Origin of the sequence: Frateuria sp. GZRe12 (genome assembly GCF_051900535.1) — a bacterium.
Taxonomy (GTDB): Bacteria; Pseudomonadota; Gammaproteobacteria; order Xanthomonadales; family Rhodanobacteraceae; genus Frateuria_A.
Genome location: NZ_JBHZGI010000009.1, coordinates 12,640 through 34,172, shown reverse-complemented (window position 1 = coordinate 34,172; position 21,533 = coordinate 12,640). Strand labels below are relative to the sequence as shown.

General features: G+C 68.4%; 18 protein-coding genes. 8 read left to right on the top strand and 10 right to left on the bottom strand.

Translation table 11 applies throughout. The annotated features are described in order from the left end of the window. Position 1 precedes the first annotated feature (1 nt). On the top strand, positions 2-466 hold the full coding sequence (locus tag ACFWZ4_RS16070) for a YybH family protein (RefSeq protein ID WP_439705670.1): 465 nt from the start codon (positions 2-4) through the stop codon (positions 464-466). Here the strand turns inward: ACFWZ4_RS16070 and ACFWZ4_RS16065 are convergent. Beyond that, on the bottom strand, positions 444-1,715 hold the full coding sequence (locus ACFWZ4_RS16065; RefSeq protein ID WP_439705669.1) for a sensor histidine kinase: 1,272 nt from the start codon (positions 1,713-1,715) through the stop codon (positions 444-446). The genes ACFWZ4_RS16070 and ACFWZ4_RS16065 overlap by 23 nt on opposite strands. 185 nt (positions 1,716-1,900) lie before the next feature. Between ACFWZ4_RS16065 and ACFWZ4_RS16060 the strand changes: the two genes are divergently transcribed. Then, positions 1,901-3,064 carry a glycoside hydrolase family 18 protein gene (locus ACFWZ4_RS16060; protein WP_439705668.1) on the top strand — a complete coding sequence of 388 codons (1,164 nt, stop codon included), beginning with the start codon at positions 1,901-1,903 and terminating at the stop codon, positions 3,062-3,064. Positions 3,065-3,234: 170 nt separating this feature from the next. Here ACFWZ4_RS16060 and ACFWZ4_RS16055 read toward each other — a convergent pair whose 3' ends face one another. Genes ACFWZ4_RS16055 through ACFWZ4_RS16045 form a run of 3 tightly spaced genes read right to left on the bottom strand, consistent with a single transcriptional unit; the run spans position 3,235 to position 5,098 of the window. After that, entirely contained in the window at positions 3,235-3,954 is a 720-nt protein-coding gene (locus ACFWZ4_RS16055; RefSeq protein ID WP_439705667.1) for a DUF3618 domain-containing protein, read from the bottom strand. Then, positions 3,951-4,400 carry a phage holin family protein gene (locus ACFWZ4_RS16050; RefSeq protein ID WP_439705666.1) on the bottom strand — a complete coding sequence of 150 codons (450 nt, stop codon included), beginning with the start codon at positions 4,398-4,400 and terminating at the stop codon, positions 3,951-3,953. Before ACFWZ4_RS16050 ends, ACFWZ4_RS16055 begins: the two co-directional genes overlap by 4 nt. Further along, on the bottom strand, positions 4,397-5,098 hold the full coding sequence (locus tag ACFWZ4_RS16045; RefSeq protein WP_439705665.1) for a hypothetical protein: 702 nt from the start codon (positions 5,096-5,098) through the stop codon (positions 4,397-4,399). The genes ACFWZ4_RS16050 and ACFWZ4_RS16045 overlap by 4 nt, the downstream gene beginning before the upstream one ends. A 617-nt stretch (positions 5,099-5,715) precedes the next feature. Here ACFWZ4_RS16045 and ACFWZ4_RS16040 point away from each other — a divergent pair. Then, positions 5,716-6,339: a TMEM175 family protein gene (locus ACFWZ4_RS16040; protein WP_439705664.1), complete on the top strand. Its 624-nt coding sequence runs from the start codon at positions 5,716-5,718 to the stop codon at positions 6,337-6,339. 129 nt (positions 6,340-6,468) lie between these two features. Further along, positions 6,469-8,022, top strand: coding sequence for a POT-type proton-dependent oligopeptide transporter (locus tag ACFWZ4_RS16035; protein ID WP_439705663.1), 1,554 nt, complete (start codon positions 6,469-6,471; stop codon positions 8,020-8,022). Positions 8,023-8,166: 144 nt separating this feature from the next. On the opposite strand, the gene ACFWZ4_RS16030 is transcribed toward ACFWZ4_RS16035, so the two are convergent. The 5 genes from ACFWZ4_RS16030 to msrB all read right to left on the bottom strand — a co-directional run bounded on the left by ACFWZ4_RS16030 (position 8,167) and on the right by msrB (position 11,922). After that, positions 8,167-8,526 (bottom strand): DUF1428 domain-containing protein, encoded by a 360-nt coding sequence (locus tag ACFWZ4_RS16030; RefSeq protein ID WP_439705662.1) that lies wholly within the window; start codon positions 8,524-8,526, stop codon positions 8,167-8,169. Positions 8,527-8,654: 128 nt separating this feature from the next. Then, positions 8,655-9,491 (bottom strand): exodeoxyribonuclease III, encoded by an 837-nt coding sequence (locus ACFWZ4_RS16025; protein ID WP_439705661.1) that lies wholly within the window; start codon positions 9,489-9,491, stop codon positions 8,655-8,657. A gap of 27 nt (positions 9,492-9,518) precedes the next feature. Next, positions 9,519-10,604, bottom strand: coding sequence for a sugar-transfer associated ATP-grasp domain-containing protein (locus ACFWZ4_RS16020; RefSeq protein WP_439705660.1), 1,086 nt, complete (start codon positions 10,602-10,604; stop codon positions 9,519-9,521). A 350-nt stretch (positions 10,605-10,954) separates the two neighbouring features. Continuing rightward, a complete protein-coding gene (msrA, locus tag ACFWZ4_RS16015; protein ID WP_439705659.1) occupies positions 10,955-11,464 on the bottom strand; it encodes a peptide-methionine (S)-S-oxide reductase MsrA in 510 nt (169 codons plus the stop codon). Then, entirely contained in the window at positions 11,461-11,922 is a 462-nt protein-coding gene (msrB, locus tag ACFWZ4_RS16010) for a peptide-methionine (R)-S-oxide reductase MsrB (RefSeq protein ID WP_439705658.1), read from the bottom strand. Before msrB ends, msrA begins: the two co-directional genes overlap by 4 nt. A gap of 334 nt (positions 11,923-12,256) precedes the next feature. Here msrB and ACFWZ4_RS16005 point away from each other — a divergent pair, with 334 nt between their 5' ends. The 3 genes from ACFWZ4_RS16005 to ACFWZ4_RS15995 all read left to right on the top strand — a co-directional run bounded on the left by ACFWZ4_RS16005 (position 12,257) and on the right by ACFWZ4_RS15995 (position 18,024). Then, the gene (locus tag ACFWZ4_RS16005) at positions 12,257-13,273 is read left to right on the top strand and encodes a methyltransferase (protein ID WP_439705657.1); all 1,017 of its coding nucleotides are present in this window, start codon (positions 12,257-12,259) and stop codon (positions 13,271-13,273) included. A 156-nt stretch (positions 13,274-13,429) separates the two neighbouring features. Further along, positions 13,430-15,463: a tetratricopeptide repeat-containing sulfotransferase family protein gene (locus tag ACFWZ4_RS16000; protein WP_439705656.1), complete on the top strand. Its 2,034-nt coding sequence runs from the start codon at positions 13,430-13,432 to the stop codon at positions 15,461-15,463. Between the two features lie 32 nt (positions 15,464-15,495). Next, positions 15,496-18,024: a TonB-dependent receptor gene (locus ACFWZ4_RS15995; RefSeq protein ID WP_439705655.1), complete on the top strand. Its 2,529-nt coding sequence runs from the start codon at positions 15,496-15,498 to the stop codon at positions 18,022-18,024. Positions 18,025-18,097: 73 nt separating this feature from the next. On the opposite strand, the gene ACFWZ4_RS15990 is transcribed toward ACFWZ4_RS15995, so the two are convergent. Beyond that, positions 18,098-19,411, bottom strand: a complete 1,314-nt coding sequence (locus tag ACFWZ4_RS15990) for an amidohydrolase family protein (protein WP_439705654.1) — start codon at positions 19,409-19,411, stop codon at positions 18,098-18,100. A gap of 170 nt (positions 19,412-19,581) precedes the next feature. On the opposite strand from ACFWZ4_RS15990, the gene asnB reads away from it, so the two are divergent. Next, positions 19,582-21,522 carry an asparagine synthase (glutamine-hydrolyzing) gene (gene asnB, locus ACFWZ4_RS15985; protein WP_439705653.1) on the top strand — a complete coding sequence of 647 codons (1,941 nt, stop codon included), beginning with the start codon at positions 19,582-19,584 and terminating at the stop codon, positions 21,520-21,522. Positions 21,523-21,533: the final 11 nt, after the last annotated feature.

Here is a 21,533-nt window from a genome sequence, read left to right as displayed (position 1 = left end):
GATGAAACTGTCACGCTGGGTGTTCGTGTTCGGATCGCTGCTGATGCTGGTCGCCGCCTTGCCCGCCACGGCCGCGACCGACGATGCAGCCGCCATCCGCCAGGTGCTGGCCGACCAGCAGGCCGCGTGGAACCGTGGCGACGTGGAAACCTTCATGCACGGCTACAAGGACGCGCCGGATACCACCTTCGTAGGCAGTTCCGTGCGCAAGGGCTACCAGGCGATCCTGGCCAGCTACCGCAAGCATTACGCGAACGACGCGCAGATGGGCCGGCTGACGTTCTCGGACGTGGACGTGCGGATGCTGCCTTGCGCGCAGGGTGAGGTGCGTTACGCGGTGGTCACCGGACGCTTCCACCTGGATCGCAGCGAACACGGCGAAGCCGCCCAGGACGACGGCGTCTATTCGCTGTTGTGGGAGAAGACGGCAAAGGGCTGGAAGATCATCCTGGATCATTCCAGCTGAGGCCGCGGCAGGCGTTGTCCTGGAGCGGCGCGATTTCCATCCCGCCGGGCTGTGCCGTCAGCGGGATCCGGAACAGGCACGACACACCCGACGGCGGGAAGCCAAGCTGGACCTCCGCCTGCAGCTCGTAGGCAAGGCCCTGTTCGATCACGCGCGAGCCGAAGCCCCGGCGGGTGGGCGGTTGCACCGATGGGCCGCCACGCTCGGTCCAGCTGATGTGCAGCGTCTCGTCGGGGTGGCGATGCCAGTTCACCTGGAGCTGGCCCTGCGGGCAGGACAAGGCGCCGTACTTGGCCGCGTTCGTCGCCAGCTCGTGCAGCGCCATGCCCAGCGCGAGCGCGACCTTCGGATCCAGCCGTACCGACTCGCCCTGCAACAACAGGCACGGGCCCTCGGGTCGGCCGTAGGGTTTGAGTTCCTGATCGAGCATCTCGCGCAGCTCGGCCCCCTGCCACTGGTTGCGGATCAGCAGATCGTGGGTCTGCGCCAGGGCCGCGAGACGGGCCAGGAAGTCCTGGCCGAAGGCCTCGAGCGAACCGGCGTTCCTGAGTGTCTGGATGGCCACGGACTGCACGGTCGCCAGCGTGTTCTTCACCCGGTGGCTGAGTTCGTGCACGAGCAGGCGACCATGCGCCTCGGCCGCGCGTGCGGCGGCGCTCTCGCGCTCCAGCGCTTCGCGCGACTGCATGCGTTCGATCAGGTCGGCTGCCTGGCGGGCGAGGATGTCGAGCATGCGCAGTTCGCGCTCGCCAGGCCGGTGCGGCCGGTACCAGTGGCTGGAGATCATGCCGAGCGGTTGCCCGGAGCGCGAGCGCAACAGCGTGCTCTGCGCGGCGCGAATGCCCGATCGCCGATAGCTGTCCAGGTCGCCCTCGCCGACCGCGAGCGAGGGCGCCTCCACATCTTCGGCGATGACACGCTCGCCGGTACGCAGGGCGATGCCGCAGGCACTGGAGTGGTCGACGGACACCCACTCCCAGTAAGCGGCCGAATCCGGATGGAAGCCGCGACTGCCAAGCAGCCGCAGGCGACCGTTGTTCTCCAGTCGCTGCACGCTGGCCGCGTCCGAATCCATGATCACCATGGCCGCATCCAAGATCTCTTCGTACAGCGAATCCTCGTGCTCGTGCGAAATCAGGCGCGAGCTGATCTCCTGCAGGCGTCGCTCCGCTTCCAGCTCGCGCCAGGTGGCATGCCGCTCCGGTAGTGCGTCGCGCGTCGGGACCGGGCTGGCATCGGGATTCTTCATGGACGACCTCAGGTGTATGCGTTGCGGCCTTTGCCCCGCCGCGCGGCCTGCCGCCAAGAGGGGAACGCATTGAAGGTACCAGCGCCCCGCCCGCTTGCAAGGGGGCAAGCAGACACCCCCGGGAGCTCTGCGGGAGCTGCGCAGGCATGGCATGCTCGATGGCCTCCCGCAGAGGAATCCGCGCCATGCCGCTACGCCCGCCGAGGCTTGTCCTCATCCTGCTTGCCGGCGCGCTGGCCGTGGTCGCTGGCGTGGCGCAAGCGGCTCGTTATCGCGTGGTGGGCTATGCCACCGACTGGAACGACACGCAGGCGCGCACGGTCGATCGCATCGATACGCTGATCTTCGCCTTCGCCCATGTCGAGCGGGGCCGGGTGGTGCTGGATGACGGCGCGGCTGCGCGACTGCGCCGGCTGCTGGCGCTCAAGCGCATGAAGCCGTCGCTCAGGGTGACGATCGCGGTGGGCGGCTGGGGCGCCGGTGGTTTCTCCGAGGCAGCCGCGACGGCTCAAGGGCGGCGGGTCTTCGCCCGGAGCGCGGCGAGTCTCGTCGCGGCGCTGGGCGCCGATGGGCTGGACGTGGACTGGGAATATCCGGGGCATGGCGAATCGGGCATCGCTTGGAGCCCGACCGACCGGGCCCATTTCACCTTGCTGCTGAAGGCGCTGCGCCAGGCGCTGGACCGGCAGGGCAAGGGCCGGCACTACGTGCTCAGCATTGCGGTGGCGGATGGGCCGTTCGTCGATGGCGTCGATATCGCGGCGGTCGCCCCGTTGGTCGACTGGTTCAACCTGATGACCTACGACTTCGTCAATCGCATGACGCCCACCACCGGGCATCACACGGGACTCTATCGCTCGCGCCTGGCGCCGGCCGATGCACGCACTGGCGACGGCGCGGTACGCCAGTTCCTGGCGGCCGGTGCGCCGCCGGAGAAACTCTTGCTGGGCGTGGCCTTCTACGGCCGCGAGTTTGCTCAGGTGGCGCCCGGCCACGATGGCCTCTACCGATCCTATGGCCACTACCAGGGCGAGCATCCCTGGCCGGAGTTGAAGAAGAGCTACATCGGCCGCAACGGCTTCGCGCGTTACTGGGATCCGCAGGCCAGGGCTGCCTGGTTGTGGAACCGGCGCACGCATGCCTTCGTTACCTACGACGATGCGCAGTCGATCTCGGCGAAGGCCCTCTACGTGAAAGCGCACAGGCTTGGCGGCCTGATGTATTGGGAGCAGGAGCACGATCCCGACGGCGAACTGATCGGTGCGATCTGGCGGGGGCTGCAGGATGCGCCTTCGAACCGGGAGAAGGCGCCGGCGCGTAACGAGCCCGGCCGGCCACCTTTGCGCTGAGTGCACGCGCCGAAGGCGCAGCGGCTTCCCATGCACTTCCGGAGCGCCGACGTCGAAACGCCTCCGTTGAGCCGCCCACGATTCCCTTCCGGCAGTGGGTGCCGACAGGTGGGTGAGGTGTCGGGCGGAGCCGGTGCGTCGACGACTCCGGATCCCCGCCCCGCATCAAATCAATGACGCACGTTGTCCCGCGGCTCACCCATGTCGTGCATGACGTCGCGTGCCTTGTCAGCGCCGGTCCGGACCGCTTCCTTCGCCTTCTCGGCAAGATCGTCGCTGGCTTCGCCCATCAACCGGTTTTCGGGTTCGGTGGTGGGCAGGGCAGCGCCGAGCAGGGCACCGACGGCGATGCCGATGGCGCCGAGCGCCAACGGGTTGTCGCGCAGCAGGTTGTTGTAGCCCTGCACGGCCCGATCCTTCTGGTGCAGCAGCGACTCGCGCGCGCCCTGGGCCGTGTCGGCCATGCGCGAGGTGGTTTCGGCAACGCGCGACCTGGCCTGGTTCCAGGTGCTGGAGACGGTGTCGGACACCTCGCTGCCCACCTCACGCGCCCGGTCCATCACGCCGCTGCCGTCATCGGTGCCGGTGCCGGCGAAGCTGCTGCGCACCGGCGCCGGCTCATCGCGGCTGGCGTAGAGCCATAACAGGCCGATGGAGGTCAACAGGGCCGGCACCGGGTTGGCCTTCACCGCGTTGCCGATGTTCTGCGCGAACTCGCGGCCGTTGCCCTTGCCGAAGTTCACCATGCGGTCGAACAGCTGGCCCGGCGAAAGCTTGTTCTCCAACGCGTCGACGATGTGGTTGATGTCCGCGCGCTGCTGGTCGATCTCCTGCTCAAGGCGCGCCGGGTCCTTGTGCGATTCGGCTTCGATCCGTTCGGCCGTGCTCATGGCGTCCTCCCGCGGATGGCATCGGCATCCTTCTGCAACGAGTGGATGGTGTGATCAGGCTTGAGCGAGCCGGGCTCGAACTGCTTCTTGCCGGCGCTGATCATGACCCAGCCGACGATCAAGGCGGCCGCGCCGACGATCAGTGCGGACAGCCATGGTGCGAGCACGGTGCTCAGCCCGTACACGCCGGCCATCAACAGGATGATCAGTCCCGCCAGCATCACGGCGCCGCCGGTAGCCACCGCCGCCACGCCCGCCTTGGTCGCGCGCAGGTTCTCGCGCATCTCGGCCTTGGCCAGCGCCAGTTCCTTGGTGAACAGCATCGGGATTTCGCGCGCCAGTTGCTTGAGCAGGCCGCCGATGGAGGCGTCTTCCTCGCGCAAAGGAACGGCGCGCAACGCGGGCCGGGTGTCGAAGGACTGGGGTTGGTCGAAAGACTTGCTCATGGCTGGTTCCTCCCGCGCAGGGTGTCGTTGGACGACAGACTGTCTTGCCCGTCGTCCATCGTGTCGCTCACAGCCGCGCCGGCGCGCGCCGAGATGGCATCGGCCGTCGAAGCCGAGGGGGCGGGCGCCGCGGGAATGGACCCGGTCAGGCCGCCGGGCGCGGTGGTGTCGATGGTGTCGTTGCCGGTCGCCGGGTGGGCGGCGGTCCCGGTGACGGCCGCATCGGTCCAGCGGGTACGGCCCGTGCGTTCGTTCGTGCCCAGGCGCGAGGATCGCCCGCGATCCGTGCTGCTGCCGGCCGAGGCGCGCGCGAAGCGGGTCAGGCCGAAACCGATCGCGATGCTGCCGGCGACGAACAGCGTGGGGTTCTCGCGCGCGATCCGTCGGACGTCATGCAGGATCTCGTCGGCGCTCTTCTCGCGCAGCCCGTCGGCCATCCGGCCCAGGCCGCTGGCCATGTCCGAGACGTGTTGCGACAGGTGTGCCACGTCGTCGTCGCGCATTTCTGCGGCGGCGGCCTTGACGCTGTCGGCGAGCGTGTCGACCTTGTCGGCCGCGACATTGCGGTAGTGCTGAACCTGCTCCTGGCCTTCGGCGCGCACCTTCCCGGCCATGTCTTCGGCGCCTTCGGCGACGCCAGGGTCGGTAACGTTCCCGCCGGCGGACGGGCGGTAGTTGCTGTCCTGGGGTGTGTTCATCTGCGACTCCTCGGTATGGACCGGCGGCGCCCGCGCGCAAATCCCCTTGCGTCCCTGCCCAATTCACGGGTGTCGGTGGTGTCCATGGGTTGCCTGTGGCGGTCTCAGCCGCCAGGCCGATGGCGGGGCGTGGTGCCGCCGCGGTTTGGCCGTCTATTCCGTCATGCGCCATGACGGGAGCGCAGCATGGAACAAGCGCGATGACAGGCCCGTCTAAATGGGTTGCATCTTGCGTCACGGGCGGATGCAGCACCCGCCGCAGGAAAGCAGGCGCGGGGCAGACAGGCAGGCGTCTGTCGTGCTAACGGATGACGTGGCGCGGGGAACGCCCGGCCCGTCGGGTTCGCGGTGAACTGAAGCAAGCGCCAGCGGCGACGGGCGGCACGTTCGAAGCGGCATCGGTACGGGGGGGCAATCGTCGGTGCGTGGGTTGCCGGGGTCCCGCCGTCGTTTTCCGGCGAGTTTTTGCCGCGCGATATTCCGGTCCGCGCTGCCATTGGGCCCGATGCAGGTTGAGTTCGCTGTCCGTTTCCGGGCTGTGGCGGCCGGGCTCTTGATAGAGTCCACCCGCACCGGGCGCCGCGCTTGCGGTCGTCCCGCCTTACGGAGGGGAACGGATGGATGCGAGCAAGCGCCAGGGTCGCCGGCCCGGCATGGGTAAGGGCCGGCTGGAGGCCTTCAGCGATGGCGTAGTCGCCATCATCATCACGATCATGGTGCTGGAACTGAAGGTGCCCCACGGCAGTTCGCCTGCCGCGCTGGCGCCGCTGTTGCCGGTGCTGCTCAGCTACGTGCTCAGCTTCGTGTACGTGGGCATCTACTGGAACAACCACCACCACATGCTCGCAGTGTGCCGGCGCGTTTCCGGCGGCGTGCTCTGGGCGAACCTGCACCTGCTGTTCTGGCTGTCGTTGTTCCCCTTCGCCACCGCGTGGATGGGCGAGAACCACTTTGCGGCCGCGCCCACGGCCGCCTACGGCGTGGTGCTGCTGATGGCGGCGGTCGCGTACTGGCTGCTGCAGCGGATGCTCGTGCGCCTGCAGGGCGAGGACTCGCTGCTCATGCGGGCGATCGGCAGCGACTGGAAGGGCAAGCTTTCCCCGGTGCTGTACGCGCTGGGCATTGCGTCCACCGTGTGGGCGGCCTGGATTGCGCAGGCGCTCTACGCGGCGGTAGCCGTGATGTGGCTGGTGCCCGACCGGCGGATCGAGGGCCTCGTCGGGAGCGACCAGAACGGGTAGCGCAAGGCTCGCGCCCGCTTGTGCGGAGTCCGCGCGGGGCCCGACAACGGCGCCCGGGTCACCGGGGCTTCTTGCTACAGTCGGGCGCTGGGGAGGCGCTTTGGTTCTCCCGATGCAGGGGGAGTCCGGATGAGCACCACCACCCACGACCAGGGCGGCCGCCTGCCGCGGCAGATCGGCTACATCATCGGCAACGAGGGCTGCGAGCGGTTCTCGTTCTACGGGATGCGCAACATCCTCACGCCGTTCCTGATCAGCAGCCTGCTGGCCTACATGCCCGAGGCCGAGCGCACGCTGGCAGCCAAGGACGTGTTCCACAGCTTCGTCATCGGCGTGTACTTCTTCCCGCTGCTGGGCGGCTGGATCGCGGACCGCTTCTTCGGCAAGTACCACACGGTGTTGTGGATGAGCCTGGTCTATTGCCTAGGCCACGCGTGCCTGGCGCTGTTCGAGGACCACCGCCTGGGCTTCTTCTTCGGGCTCGGGCTGATCGCGCTGGGTGCCGGCGGCATCAAGCCGCTGGTGGCTTCGTTCGTGGGCGACCAGTTCGACCAGTCCAACAAGCACCTGGCCAAGGTGGTGTTCGACGCCTTCTACTGGATCATCAACTTCGGTTCGTTCTTCGCCTCGCTGCTGATGCCGATCTTCCTGCGCCAGTTCGGCGCGGCGGTGGCGTTCGGCATCCCGGGCGCGCTGATGTTCGTCGCCACGGTGGTGTTCTGGTTGGGGCGGCGACAGTACGTGATGGTGCCGCCGGCGCCCCCGGACCGCGACGCGTTCTCGAGGGTGGTGCGCACGGCGCTGCTCAGCCGCCGGCCGGGACGAATGCGGCCGGGCCTGTGGGTGGCCGTGGCCGGCATCGTGGTGGGCCTCGCATCGGCGGCGTTGATCCCCAGCCTCGGTTTCGTGATCGCCGCCTGCCTGTCCGTGGTGGCGGTGATTGCCGGCATCGGCGGCGGCGCCTGGATGCAGATGGACCGCGCCCGCGGCGTGCATCCGGACGCAGCGGTGGACGGTGCGCGCAACGTGTTGCGCGTCCTGGTGATCTTCGCGCTGACCACGCCGTTCTTCTCGCTGTTCGACCAGAAGGCGTCGACCTGGGTGGTGCAGGGCGGGCACATGAGCATGCCCGGCTGGTTCCACCCGGCGCAGATGCAGGCATTGAATCCGCTGCTGGTCATGCTGCTGATTCCGTTCAACAACCTGGTGCTCTACCCGTTGTTGCGGCGGTTGGGCTACGCGCCCACGGCGTTGCGCCGCATGACCGCGGGCATCGCCTTCAGTGGCCTGGCATGGATCGCCGTGGGTGCGTTGCAGCTGGCCATCGACGGCGGCGACGCGCTCTCGATCGTGTGGCAGGTGCTGCCGTACGCCTTGCTGACTTTCGGCGAAGTGCTGGTGTCGGCGACCGGCCTGGAGTTCGCCTACAGCCAGGCGCCGGCGTCGATGAAGGGGGTGGTGATGAGTTTCTGGAACCTCACCACCACGATCGGCAACCTGTGGGTGCTGCTGGCGAACGCGGCAGTGCGCAACGACGCGGTGACCGATTCGATCGCCCGCACGGGGCTCGGCACGATCGCGTTCCAGATGTTCTTCTTCGCCGCATTCGCGCTGCTGGCGGCGCTGGCGTTTGGCCTGTATGCGCGGCGGTATCGGGAGCGGGATTACTACCGGCTGGGGTGACAGCCGGGGCGCGCCACGTCCATCCGCACTGCGGGCCTGCTCTGTAAACGGGGAGGGATCGGCATGGCGGCCCCTGGCCCCTTCTCCCGCTCGGCGGGGATGGCGCCGAAGCGGGGAATGGGCGTCCGGAGCGGGCGCCCTGATTTACCGGCCCACCTCCACCACCGGCGCGAACCCGCCGAAGATCATCCGCTTGCCGTCGAACGGCATCGGTGTCTTCTCCGGGCTCAGGCGCGGGTCCTTCATCATCTTTTCCATGCCGGCATCGCGCGTGGCCTTGTCGGGCCATTCGATCCAGGAGAACACCACCGCTTCGTCCGGCGTGGCCTGCACGGCGCGGCGGAAATCGGTGAGCTTGCCTTCGGGGACGTCGTCGCTCCAGCACTCGACCACGCGCGTGGCGCCGAATTCCTGGAAGAGGACGTCGAACGTGCTGGCGTGCTCGATGAACTTTTCCCGGTTGGCCGTGGGCACGGCGATCACGAAACCGTCGATGTAGGACATGGGATGTGCTCCTTTGGCGGGGTTGCCTGTTGGCGACGATCCAGGAAATGGAAAATCGACACGGCGGCGAACGTACGGGGCTTTTGGTCCACCGTCCCCGATGGGGGCGCGGTGGACTGGTGCCGATCCTACGAGAGTTCGATCCATAGCGGCGCGTGGTCGCTGCCTGGGCGGATCGCAGGGTCGTCCTCGATGCCGGCCCCGGCAAGGCGCGGCAGCAGATCCTCGCCCACCAGCGCGAAATCCACCCGTGCCGCGTCCAGCCGATGGCGGCTGCGCGGATGGAACCAGGTGTACGCGCGTGCGTCCGGGTGCAGGTGACGGAAGGCGTCGGTGAGTCCCAGGCCTGCGACGAACTCTTCGTTGAATCGGCGCCGCGCGGTGGCATGCGGCTCTTCCGTGCGCAGGCGCGGCGTGGTGTCCTGGCGGGAGCGCGAGACGTTCCAGTCGCCGATCAGCACGAGGGCGAGGCCGCTGGCCTGCAACGTCCGCGCCTCCGCGCCGAGGGATTCGATGAAGCGTTGCTTGAACTGGTGCCGGTCCCCATGCGGACCGCCGCGCTCGGCATCCCAATGCGGCCGGCCGGTGCCGTTGACCGCGTAGACATTGGCAACGGCGATGCCCAGCGAGGGCAGGCCGGACACGATCACGCGACCTTCGATGTCCCACGGGAAGCGCAGCGGCGTGGCGTCGAGGTCGGCGCGCAGCCAGGTCGACACGCCGTAGGCGCGACCGCCGCGAAAGCGGCCGTTGTGGGCATCATGGTTGAGCGAGGCATGGCAGCTGAAGCCGGGCAGGGCGGAGTGCATGCGCGCGACAAGCGCCTGGTCCTGCGGGCGGATGCGAACCTCCTGCAGGCACAGCACGTCGGGCGAACCCAGCCGCGCATGCAGGGCGGGGAGGCCGGCGGCATCGTCCTCCAGCCAGCGCGCCAGGTTCTCGACGTTCCACGAAACGATGCGCATCCGCCTGCCGGTCGGCGACGGAGCCGCTCAGGCGGCCGCCTGCCGCCAGAGGTTTTCCCAGCCCAGGCCGCGGAAGCACGGGCCCCGTGTGGCCTCGGAGAACTTGATGTCGTTGTAGCGCGCGTTCCATTCCATCAGCCGCGGCTGGTCGTCCTCATCGATGCACAGGTCCCAGCCCAGGCACGGCATGTGCGGGCAGCCCTGGTGCAGCGAGCGGCACAGCTGGGTGGCCGCGGCGAAGTGCGGGATGACGCGTCCGGCGAAGCCCAGGCCGGTATCCGGATGCGCGTCGATGGTGCGCCAGTCGTGCAGGAAGGCGGTTTCGTCCAGCTCGCCGTTGGACGGATCGACGGCCACGCGCACGTGGCTGCGGCTGCGCACGATGTCGTCATCGACACGGCCCAGGCGCAGGTAGGCGGCTTTCACCGCGATGCTGCCGTCGAGCTCGCGAGCGGTGGTGATGCGCAGCGTGGCGGTGGCGCTCGGGCTCAGTGCGGCGAAGAAGCCATGCTGGCGGATCGGCGCCTGGAAGACGCCGTCGGGCAAGGGCAGGCGGCCGTCCGTCGGAAAGTCTCCGCGCGTCATGAAGGTCACGCTGCGGCCCTGGTAGGAGTTGTCGGCCTTGAACACGGCGCGCTCCTCGCGCGCGAAGAGGATGTCGACCAGTTCGCGCTGGGACACGGGGCGGTAGTCGCGAGAGTAGAAGAGCCCATCGATGACGTACCCCAGGTCCGGCAGTGCCTCGGTGTTGAGGATGCGGTTGGTGAAGGACTTGATCAGCGCGACCTTGGCCACCTCGCCGCTCTTGTGCGGGTCGACCACCAATCCGTAGTAGTTGTCGGGGATCCAGCCTTCCCGGAAGCCGCCGCTTACTGCCGCGTAGACATGCAGCCAGGGCGCGTAGCAAACGCTGCCAAGCACCTCGCGGGCGTACTCGTCCGCCTGCCGGACCGCGGCGCGATCGGTCGGTCCGCGCTGGCTTTCCACCGCGTGCAGCACGGCCTGCGCCTGCTGGTTGTAGTGCGCCTGGCGCTGCGTCTGCTGCAGCCCGGTGTAGAGGCGCTTGGCGGCAGCCAGGCTGGTCTTCTTCAGTGACTTGGCGGACAGGGACATCGACGTTCGATTCCTCTGCGGGGGAACAACGAAAGGCGCTGCAGGGCCGCAGCGGGGTCGGAAAAGGTCGTGGCCGGAGGTGGCCCGAGCGCGCGGGCGCAGGCGGCAGATGCTTGCTGGTGACGCACCGGTCCTGGGCGTGGAAGCTTCCTCGATCGTCTGTCGGGACCCGATCGTTCCGGGGTTCTTGGCTGCCCTTGCGTGCGGGAAGGGCCTGCGCGTCATACCGGGCGCGAGCTCAAGGAGTTGTGAAAAAGCGCGGCTGGACGGTCGCGGTCGCGCGGGTGCGCTCGTGCAGGGGTGGAAGACGGGTCGCGCGGAGCCTGCGCGACCGCCATCCCCAGGTGCGGTCAGCCGGCCTCGGCCCGCCGCGGCAGCTTCCATCCCGGCCGCACGAAGTGGCAGGTGTAGCCGGTGGGGTAATGCTGCAGGTAGTCCTGGTGCTCCGGCTCGGCCTCCCAGAAGTCGCCGGCAGGCTCGATCTCGGTGACCGCCTTGCCGGGCCACAGGCCCGAGGCGTCGACGTCGGCCACGGTCTCCTCGGCTACCCGTTTCTGTTCCCCGGTCGTGTAGTAGATCGCCGAGCGATAGCTGCTGCCGCGGTCGTTGCCTTGGCGGTTGGGCGTGCTCGGATCGTGGATCTGGAAGAAGAACTCCAGCAGGCGGCGGTAGCTGATTTTTTGCGGGTCGAAGATGATCTCGACCGCCTCGGCATGATTGCCGTGGTTGCGGTAGGTGGCATTGGCGACGTCGCCGCCGGCGTAGCCCACGCGGGTGGAGATCACGCCCGGTTGTTGGCGTAGCAGTTCCTGCATGCCCCAGAAGCAGCCGCCGGCGAGAACGGCGCGTTCGGTGTTCATCGGTGGGCCTCCTTCGTGGTGTCGAACAGCTTGCGGTACTCGCCGTAGCCCTCGCTTTCGAGCGCGTCGAGCGGAATGAAGCGCAGCGAGGCCGAGTTGATGCAATAGCGCAGTCCCCCGGTTTCGCGCGGGCCGTCCGGGAAGACGTGGCCCAGGTGGCTGTCGCCGTGGCTGGAGCGCACCTCGGTGCGGATCATGCCGTGGCTCACGTCGCGCTTCTCGATGACGTGGGCGGGCTCGACAGGCCGGCTGAAGCTGGGCCAGCCGCAATGGCCGTCGAACTTGTCCAGCGAGGTGAACAGCGGCTCGCCGGAAACCACGTCCACGTACAAACCCGGCTCGTGGTGATCGTTGAAGGCGTTCTCGAACGGACGCTCGGTGCCACTCTGCTGGGTCACGCGGAATTGTTCGGGGGTGAGGCGGGCGAGCGCCTCGGGCGTCTTGCTGTAGGTCGGCATTGGCTACCTCTTGTAGGTGCAGTATTTCGCCGGTTCGCTGGCGATGGGCGCCTCCGTGCCGAACCGCGGACGGAAATCCACGATCCGGGCGTCACAACGACATAAGGCCTCGCGTAAGCGTTCCAAGCTCTGTCCGGTCACGGCCGCTCCATGGGGCGATCGGCCAGAGGCGCATGTGAAGGCCAGTCAACGGAGCGGGTGGCATGATGTGCCGCCCCGACCCGCGTACGGACCGGGGACACACGATGCTTCGCCGGCCCCCCGGTTCCGGTTACGCATGCCCTCGGGCCGACGCACCCACCACCGCCAGCGCGGTTACGGACGGAGCGAGCCCATGCAAGCGCAACCTTCTCCCGATGCGATTCTGCAAACCGGCCTGGCTTTCTGGGCCTCCAAGACGCTGCTGAGCGCGATCGAGCTCGGCGTGTTCACCCGCCTCGCCCGTGGCCCGGCCGAGCTGCCGGTGCTGCGCGACGCCCTTGGCCTGCACACGCGCTCGGCCCGCGACTTCTTCGACGCGCTGGTCGCGCTGGGTTTCCTCGCGCGTACGGATGGCGTTTACGCCAATACCGCTGAAACCGACCTGTTTCTCGACCGCGCCAAACCGTCCTACGTCGGCGGCATCCTGGAGATGGCCAACGCGCGGCTCTACCCGTTCTGGCGCGGTTTGACCCTGGCGCTGCGCACCGGCCTGCCGCAGAACGAGGTCGCGCACGGCGGGCCCAACAACCTGTTCGATACGCTCCACGCCGATCCGGCACGGCTGGCACAGTTCCTGGCGGCGATGACCGGCATCAGCCGCGGCGCCAACCTGGCGATCGCCCGTCAGTTTCCCTGGAAGGACTACCGCAGCTTCGTCGACGTCGGCACCGCGCAGGGCGACCTCGCCGCGCAGATCGCGCTCGCCAACCCGCACCTGCGCGGCACCGGCTTCGACCTGCCGCAGGTGCGCCCGATCTTCGAGGACTACATGCGTGCGGTCGGCGTGGACGACCGCGTGGATTTCGCGGCGGGCAGTTTCTTCGAACAGGAGCTGCCCAAGGCCGACGTGGTGCTGATGGGCCACATCCTGCACGACTGGGACCTGCCTACCAAACGCATGCTGATCGGCAAGGCCTGCGACGCGCTGCCCGAGGGTGGCGCGCTGGTGGTGTACGAGTCGATCATCGACGACGAACGCAAGGAAAACGCCTTCGGCCTGCTGATGAGCCTCAACATGTTGATCGAGACGCCTGGCGGGTTCGACTACACCGGGGCCGACTGCGCGGGATGGATGGCCGATGCCGGCTTCCGCCAGACCCGCACGGAACACCTGGTCGGTCCCGACTCGATGGTGATCGGCATCAAGTGAGCGGCCTTGTGCGGCGATCCACTACCGGGCGCGCGGATTCGCCGGTAGGCTGCGCACACCCCGTGTGGAGCGCTGTCGCATGTACCGCACCTTGCCGCCGGCGTATCGGCCCTCGCCCGCAGCCCGCCCCGTCAGCGCGCCCCGGGGCGCGGCTGCATGACCGAAGCCGCCGCGGGCACCCTGGAGCAGGCGCTGGCGCACGCCCAGCGGCTGCTGGAGCACGATGCCACGCTGGCCAGGGAGCAGTTGGGCGAAATCCTCAAGGCCGTTCCCGGCCATCCCGGCGCGCTGCGGTTGCTGGCGGTCGCGCACGGGGCATTGGGTGAGGAGGCGGCCGCGCTCGCCATCCTCGCGCCGCTGGCCGAGGGCCAGCCGAACTGGGCCATCGTGCACCTGGATCTGGGCCTGGGGCTGGGGCGTGCCGGTCGCGGACAGGAGGCGATCGCCGCGTTGCAGCGGGCGGTCGCGCTCAAGCCCGACCTGCCGCAGGCCTGGCGGGCGCTTGGCGACCACCTGGCGGCCGTGGGCGACACCGAAGCGGCCGGCGCCGCCTATGCCCAGCACGTACGCCATGCCACCAGTGACCCGCGCCTGCTCGGTGCCGCCGCAGCCCTGGCCGAGGACCGGCTGCCGGACGCCGAGGTCTTGCTGCGGGCGCATCTGAAGGCCGCGCCGACCGACGTCGCCGCGATCCGCATGTTCGCGGAGGTCGGCGCCCGCTTGGGGCGCAACGAGGACGCGCTGAACCTGCTTTCGCGCTGCCTCGAGCTCGCGCCCGGCTTCGACGCGGCGCGCCACAATTACGCACTGGTGCTCCACCGCAGCAATCAACCGGAACGGGCGCTGGCGGAGATCGAGCAACTGCTCGCCACCGATCCGGATCACCCCGGCTACCGCAACCTCAAGGCCGTGGTGCTGTGCCGCGTCGGCGACTACGCGCCGGCCATCGGGATCTACGCCGAGCTGCTGGCGCGTTACCCCGACCAGGCAAGGGTATGGATGAGCTACGGCCACGCGCTCAAGACCGACGGACAACTTGACCGGGCGATTGCCGCCTACCGGCGAAGCCTGGCGATCGAACCGTCCTTCGGCGAAGTCTGGTGGAGCCTGGCCAACCTCAAGACCTTCCGCTTCGAGCCCGCCGACGTGGCGACCATGCGCACACAGCTGGCGCGCGCCGACCTTGCCGAAGAGGACCGCCTGCACCTGGAGTTCGCGCTCGGCAAGGCGCTGGAGGACGAGGCCGACTACCCGGCCTCGTTCGAACACTACGCCCGCGGCAACGCGATCCGGCGCGCGCAACTTCACTATCGCGCCGAGGACACCAGCGCCCGCGTCGCACACATCCGCGAGCGCTACACCCGCGGCTTCTTCGAGGCGCGCCGGGGTGGCGGTTGCCCGGCCCGCGATCCGATCTTCATCGTCGGGCTGCCGCGTTCGGGCTCCACGCTGATCGAGCAGATCCTGTCCAGCCACAGCCAGGTCGAAGGCACGATGGAGCTGCCGGAGATCACCTCGCTCACGCGGCTGCTGCGGGAGCAGGCGGACGCCGAGAGTGCGATGCCGTACCACGACGTGTTGGCCACGCTCGATGGCGACGCCCTGCGCGGGCTGGGCGAACGCTACCTGGCCGGCACGCGCATCCACCGCAAGACCGGCGCGCCGCTGTTCATCGACAAGATGCCGAACAACTTCATGCATCTTGGCCTGATCCACCTGATCCTGCCCAACGCCATCGTCATCGACGCGCGGCGGCATCCGCTCGCCTGCTGCTTTTCCGGGTTCAAGCAGCACTTCGCGCGGGGGCAGAGTTTCAGCTACGACCTGGAGGACCTGGGCGCGTATTACCGCGACTACGTCGCGCTGATGGCGCACTTCGATGCGGTGCTGCCGGGGCGCGTGCACCGCGTCGTGTACGAGCGCATGGTCGAGGACACCGAAGGGGAAGTGCGCCGGCTGCTCGCGCACTGCGGCCTGCCGTTCGAGGAGAGCTGCCTGCGCTTCTTCGAGAACGCGCGCCCCGTCCGCACGGCCAGCTCGGAACAGGTGCGCCGGCCCATCTATCGCGAGGGAATGGACCAGTGGCGCCATTACGCACGGTGGCTGGGGCCGCTGGAGCGGGCGCTGGAGCCGGTGCTCGAAAGCTACCCGGCCGTGCCTGGAGGTTTGCAGGGGGAAAACACGTTGTAGTCCTGATCGTCATCTTCAAGGGAGGGGAGTCGATGTACCGCCAAGCAAACCGCAAGAAGCCGGGGAGATCGCCCGGCGTCCCGTCATCCGCACGGCTGCCGCTGGCCGCGGCCATCTGCCTGGCCATCGCCGTGCCGGCGTTTGCCCAGGACACGGCTCAGCCCGTGGCATCGCCCGCGGCCACGCAGAAAAGCAGGAAGGTCACCACGCTCAAGCAGGTGACCGTCACCGCCGAGAAGCGCACCGAAGACCTGCAGAAAGTGCCCGTCAGCATCCAGGTGCTGGGCGAGGAAAAGCTGCAGCAACTGCATGTGCGCGACTTCGACGACTACGTCAAATACCTGCCCAGCGTTTCGTACGAAAGCTTCGGGCCGGGCTTCGCGCACGTGTACATGCGAGGGGTGGCGAGCGGCGGCGACGGCAACCACTCCGGTTCGTTGCCCAGCGTGGGCGTCTACCTGGACGAGGAGCCGGTCACGACCATCCAGGGCCCGCTCGACATCCACATGTACGACATCGCGCGCGTGGAGGTGCTGGCCGGGCCACAGGGCACGCTCTACGGTGCCAGCGCCGAGGCGGGCGCCCTGCGCATCATCACCAACAAGCCCGACCCCAGTGGCTTCGCGGCCAGCTACGCGCTGGGCACGAGCACGGTAAAGAACGGCGGCGTCGGTTACACCGGCGAAGGCATGGCCAACATCCCGCTGGCGAAGAACGCGGCCATCCGGCTGGTCGGCTGGCACGAGCACGATGCCGGCTACATCGACAACAGGACGGGCACGCGGACCTATCCAGTGTCAGGCATCAGCGTCAGCAACGCGAAGGACTGCACGCCCTCGCCGACGCTCGACTGCACCTACGGCGCCGAAAATGCCTATAACGATGCAACGACCAACGGCGCCCGCGCGGCGCTCAAGGTCGACCTTGACGATGACTGGTCGATCAGTCCCACCGTCATGGGCCAGCAGACCATCGCCCACGGCAACTTTGCCTACGACCCGGCGATCGGCGACCTGGCGGTCAGCCACTGGTATCCCGAGCGCACGGACGACCGCTGGTGGCAGGCCGCGCTCACGGTGCAGGGCAAGATCGGCAACTTCGACCTGACCTACTCCTACGCGTACCTGAAGCGCAGCCAGGAGGAGGAAAGCGACTACAGCGACTACTCGTTCTGGTACGACACGCTGGCCGGCTATGGCGCTTACATCTACGACAACAGCGGCGCGCTGATCAATCCGTCGCAGTACATCAACGCGCGCGATCGCTACAACCGGGACAGCCACGAGCTGCGCATCGCCTCGCCTTCAGACGATCGGCTGCGCCTGGTCGCCGGCCTGTTCTGGGAACAGCAGCACCACGACATCCAGCAGCAGTACAAGATCGACAACCTGTCCGACGCGCTCGACACCCCCGGCTGGCCCGACACGCTGTGGCTGACCAAGCAGACCCGCGTCGACCAGGACGAGGCGGTGTTCGGCGAGCTCTCCTACGACTTCATCCCCGACACCCTCACCGGCACGGTCGGCGGGCGCTACTTCCGCACCAACAACAGCCTGGGCGGCTACTTCGGCTTCAGCTCGGGGTTCTTCCCTGGATCGAGCTATGGCCAGGCCGGTTGCATCTCGCCCGAGCCCTACCATGGCGCGCCGTGCCTGGACTTCGACAAGCGGGTGAAGGAGACCGGCTCGCTGTTCAAGTTCAACCTGACCTGGAACATCACGCCGACCAAGATGGTGTACGTGACCAAGTCCGAGGGCTTCCGTCCGGGCGGCATCAACCGCCGCGGCACGCTGCCGCCGTACATGTCGGACTACCTCACCAACTACGAGATCGGCTGGAAGAGCACCTGGTTCGACAACCGGCTGTCCTTCAACGGCTCGGTGTTCCGGCAGGACTGGAAGGATTTCCAGTTCAGCATCCTTGGCGCCAACGGCCTCACCGAGATCAAGAACGCCAACCAGGCGCGCATCACCGGCCTGGAGTCGGAGCTCAACTGGGCGGCGACCTACAACCTGGAGCTGAGCGCTGGCTTCGCGCTCTACAACGCCAAGCTCACCGCGAACTACTGCGGCTTCACCGACCTGGCCGGCAATCCGATCACCGACTGTCCCGCCGGCACCATCAACCCGCTCACCGGCGAGGCGGTGGATGGACCGCAGGCTCCGGAAGGCTCGCGCCTGCCGGTCACGCCGCGATTCAAGGGCAACCTGCAGGCCCGCTATACCTTCGACGTGGGCGAGAACGAAGCCTTCCTGCAGGCCGCCATCGTGCACGTGGGCCAGCGCCGCGCGGACCTGCGCCAGTACGAGGGCGGCCTGCTCGGCAACCTCGCCGCCTACACCACGGCCGACCTCTCCGCCGGTTTCCACAAGGACAGCTGGACGTTCGACGTCTACGTCAACAACCTGTTCGACAAGCGCGCGCAGATCTACAAGTACGCCGAGTGCGCGGAGGCGACCTGCGCCGCCCACGACGTGGTGCCGCAATACCCCAACGGGCAGGTGTACACCGTCACCAACCAGCCCAGGACGATTGGCGTGAGGTTCAGCCAGGAGTTCTAGCCGTCCGCTGTTGCGAAAAAGCCCAAAAGCCCCGGCATGTCCGGGGCTTTTTTCGTGGCACCGCGCGGAAGCGTCAGTCCGGTCGCTTGTAGAGGACCCCGTCTTGCATCACGAACGGCACATGCGCCAGGGCGCTGATGTCCGCCGTCGGGTCACCGCGCACCGCGATGATGTCGGCGTGGAAGCCCGCCTTGAGCTGACCGAACTCGTCCTGCTGGCGCAGGATCTTCGCGTCCACGGCGGTGGCGGCGAGCAGGGCCTGGGCGGGGCGCATGCCGTCGCGGACCATCCATTCCAGTTCCTTGTAGTTGTCGCCGTGGGTGAATACGCCCACGTCGCTGCCGTTGCCGATGGTGACGCCGGCGTCCAAGGCCAGCTTGAAGGCGCGGGCCGATTGCTGCATGTCGGCGTCTAGCGGCTGGCCGGGCTTCCAGCCGCGGAAGTACTGGGCGTAGGCCGCCTCGGCTTCCAGCGTGGGCAGGTAGGCGACGCCATGCTGCTTCATCAGCTCGAACACCTCGCGGGTGCCGCCATAGCCGTGTTCGATGGTATCGACGCCGGCAAGCACCGCACGACGCATGCCCTCGGGCGTGGTCGAGTGCACCGAGACCGGCAGGCCGAGCGAGTGGGCGGTGTCGACGCCGGCCTTCAGTTCCTGTTCGCTGAAGGTCGGTACCGAGCCGTGGCTCTTGCCGCAGTGGTAGTCGGCGTAGATCTTGATCCAGTCGGCGCCGTGGCCGGCCTGGTCGCGCACCGCGTCGATCATCTGCGGGACGCCGCTGACCGGGATGCCGCCCTGCGGCAGGTCCAGGTCGCTTCTGAAACCCGACGGGCCAGGACCGTAGCAGTGGCTGGCGATGGTGGCGCGCGTGGCGACGAACAGATGCGGCCCGGGGATCAGGCCCTGGTCGATGGCGTGCTGGACGTCCACGTCCGCGTAGCCGGCGCCCTCGGTGCCCAGGTCGCGGAGCGCGGTGAAGCCGGCCATCAGCGTGTCGTGCGCGTGCTGCACGGCTTCGATGGTGCGGTAGGACAGGGTTTCCTTGAGCACCTGGTCGTTCCACAGGGTCTCGTTGTACGGGTGCAGGAAAATGTGCGAGTGCGCGTCGATCAGGCCGGGCAGCAGGGTGGTGCCGGGCAGGTCGATGGTCTGCGTGCCGGGCGGCAGCGGCACCTGCGAGGCCGGGCCGACTGCCGCGATCCTGTCGCCTTGCACCAGCACCACCCAGCCCGCGTGCGCCTGCTCGCTGCGGGCATCGAACACGCGGTCGGCCTTGAGCAGCCAGGGGTGGTCGGCGGGCTTGGGCGTCGCGGCGCTCGCGGCGCCGGCGAGCAGCAGGCCGCCGAGCAGCGCGGCAAGGGCGCGATGAAGGCGCGGCAATGGCATGGGCGTGTTCCTTCCGGTGGGGCCTGGTCGTCTTTTGTATCACCGACCCGCCTGCTTTCCGAGGGAGACTCGGACTGCCCGCGCCGGTTTTCGAACGTTGGGCATCGCCAGCTACAGGGCTGGCGGATGGATGCGGTATAAGAACCGTTTGCAGTCGGGAAGCGGGAATCATGTGTGGATTGGCGGGCCTGCTGCTGCCTTCGCCGGCGCGGCAGGAACAAGAACTCGCGGCGCTGGCCGGGGCGATGGGCGGGGCATTGCAGCACCGCGGGCCGGACGACAGCGGCACCTGGGTGGACGCGCCGGTCGGCATCGCGCTGGCCCACCAGCGGTTGAGCATCATCGACCTGTCGCCGCTGGGACACCAGCCGATGGCGTCGGCCGATGGCCGCTACGTGCTGGCCTACAACGGCGAGATCTACAACTTCGGCGAGCTACGCCGCGAACTGGAGTCCCGCGGGGCGAGCTTTCGTGGTCACTCCGACACCGAGGTGCTGCTTGCGGCGTTCGTCGCCTGGGGCGTGGAGGAAAGCCTGCGCCGCTGCAACGGCATGTTCGCGCTGGCGCTTTGGGACCGCAGCGAGCGCTGCCTGTGGCTGGCGCGCGACCGCGTGGGAAAGAAGCCGCTTTACTACGGCTGGGCCGGCGACACGCTGGTGTTCGGCTCGGAGCTGAAGTCGCTCTGGCGCCATCCGGAATTCGACAATGGCGTCGACCGCGACGCGTTGACGCTGCTGCTGCGGCTGGACTACATCCCCGCGCCGCACTGCATCCACGAGCGGGCGTTCAAGCTGATGCCGGGCCGCCTGCTGCGCCTGGACGCCGCAGCCGTCGCCGCCGGCGCCGCCGCGCACCAACCGGCCGTCGCGCAGCGTCCGTTCTGGGATGCCCGCGAGCAAATGCGCGCCGCGCTGGCGACGCCTTTCGTGGGCAGCGCCGCCGAGGCAGAGGAACAGCTGGACACGCTGCTGCGCGACGCGGTCGGGCTTCGCATGGTCGCGGACGTGCCGGTAGGCGTGTTCCTTTCCGGCGGCACCGATTCCTCGATCGTCACCGCGATGATGCAGGCGCAGAGTACTGGCCCGGTGCACAGCTTCAGCATCGGCTTCGAGGGCTCGCACCACGACGAGGCGCCGCTGGCGCGCGAGGTGGCCGAGCACCTGCGTACCGACCACACCGAGCTCTACGTCAGCGGCGCCGACGCGCTGGGCGTGGTTCCGCAATTGCCGGCGATGTTCGACGAGCCGTTCGCCGATGCCTCGCAGGTGCCGACCGCGCTGGTCGCCAGGCTCGCGCGCGGCGGCGTCACTGTGGCGCTGTCGGGTGACGGCGGCGACGAGCTGTTCTTCGGCTACAGCCGCTATCAGCGTGCTTTGCGCAACTGGGGGATGCTCTCGCGCATACCTTCCGCGCTACGCCGTCCGCTGGCGCGCATCGCGCACGGGCAAGGCGAAGCTTCGCGCAGCGGCGGCGTGGCCGCGCTGCTGGCGGAGATGGGCGCCCGTGGTATCGGTGACGTGTACCGCAACCGCGTGGCGCGCTGGCGCGATCCGGCCGCGGTGGTGCCGGGTGCGCGGGCGCTCGACTCGTTCTATCACCAGGCCGATCCGCTCGATGGCGCCGGCACGCCGGCGGACGCGATGATGCTGGCCGACTTCGTCAGCTACCTGCCGGACGATCTGCTGTGCAAGGTCGATCGCACCAGCATGGCGGTGAGCCTGGAGGCGCGTGCGCCGCTGCTGGATTGGCGCGTGGCGGAGTTCGCCTGGTCGCTGCCGCTGGACATGAAGTTGCGCGATGGCGTGAGCAAGTTCCTGCTCAAGAAGGTGCTGCTGCGCTACCTGCCCGCGTCGATGGTGTATCGCGGCAAGCGCGGCTTCGGGGCGCCGGTGACGGAGTGGCTGCGCGGCGACCTGAAGCCTTGGGCGGGCGACCTGCTGTCTCCCGGGCGCTTGGCCGCCGACGGGGTGTTCGACGCGGCGGCGATCGGTCAGGTGTGGCAACGCTTTGGTGGGGGCGAGCGCAAATGGCACACACACCTGTGGAACGTGTTGATGTTCCAGGCTTGGCAGGACTACTGGCGGCAGAGCCGCGACGCGCTGCGCCGATAGTCCTGGCCGGC

Coding starts and splice junctions, on each gene's coding strand:
- ACFWZ4_RS16050 (WP_439705666.1), bottom strand. CDS start 4,400: ATGAGCAAGTCTTTCGACCAACCCCAGTCCTTCGACACCCGGCCCGCG.
- ACFWZ4_RS16025 (WP_439705661.1), bottom strand. CDS start 9,491: ATGCGCATCGTTTCGTGGAACGTCGAGAACCTGGCGCGCTGGCTGGAG.
- msrB (WP_439705658.1), bottom strand. CDS start 11,922: ATGCCGACCTACAGCAAGACGCCCGAGGCGCTCGCCCGCCTCACCCCC.
- ACFWZ4_RS16045 (WP_439705665.1), bottom strand. CDS start 5,098: ATGAACACACCCCAGGACAGCAACTACCGCCCGTCCGCCGGCGGGAAC.
- ACFWZ4_RS15995 (WP_439705655.1), top strand. CDS start 15,496: ATGTACCGCCAAGCAAACCGCAAGAAGCCGGGGAGATCGCCCGGCGTC.
- ACFWZ4_RS16000 (WP_439705656.1), top strand. CDS start 13,430: ATGACCGAAGCCGCCGCGGGCACCCTGGAGCAGGCGCTGGCGCACGCC.
- ACFWZ4_RS16030 (WP_439705662.1), bottom strand. CDS start 8,526: ATGTCCTACATCGACGGTTTCGTGATCGCCGTGCCCACGGCCAACCGG.
- ACFWZ4_RS16040 (WP_439705664.1), top strand. CDS start 5,716: ATGGATGCGAGCAAGCGCCAGGGTCGCCGGCCCGGCATGGGTAAGGGC.
- ACFWZ4_RS16055 (WP_439705667.1), bottom strand. CDS start 3,954: ATGAGCACGGCCGAACGGATCGAAGCCGAATCGCACAAGGACCCGGCG.
- ACFWZ4_RS16020 (WP_439705660.1), bottom strand. CDS start 10,604: ATGTCCCTGTCCGCCAAGTCACTGAAGAAGACCAGCCTGGCTGCCGCC.
- ACFWZ4_RS16070 (WP_439705670.1), top strand. CDS start 2: ATGAAACTGTCACGCTGGGTGTTCGTGTTCGGATCGCTGCTGATGCTG.
- ACFWZ4_RS16035 (WP_439705663.1), top strand. CDS start 6,469: ATGAGCACCACCACCCACGACCAGGGCGGCCGCCTGCCGCGGCAGATC.
- ACFWZ4_RS16065 (WP_439705669.1), bottom strand. CDS start 1,715: ATGAAGAATCCCGATGCCAGCCCGGTCCCGACGCGCGACGCACTACCG.
- msrA (WP_439705659.1), bottom strand. CDS start 11,464: ATGAACACCGAACGCGCCGTTCTCGCCGGCGGCTGCTTCTGGGGCATG.
- asnB (WP_439705653.1), top strand. CDS start 19,582: ATGTGTGGATTGGCGGGCCTGCTGCTGCCTTCGCCGGCGCGGCAGGAA.
- ACFWZ4_RS16005 (WP_439705657.1), top strand. CDS start 12,257: ATGCAAGCGCAACCTTCTCCCGATGCGATTCTGCAAACCGGCCTGGCT.
- ACFWZ4_RS15990 (WP_439705654.1), bottom strand. CDS start 19,411: ATGCCATTGCCGCGCCTTCATCGCGCCCTTGCCGCGCTGCTCGGCGGC.
- ACFWZ4_RS16060 (WP_439705668.1), top strand. CDS start 1,901: ATGCCGCTACGCCCGCCGAGGCTTGTCCTCATCCTGCTTGCCGGCGCG.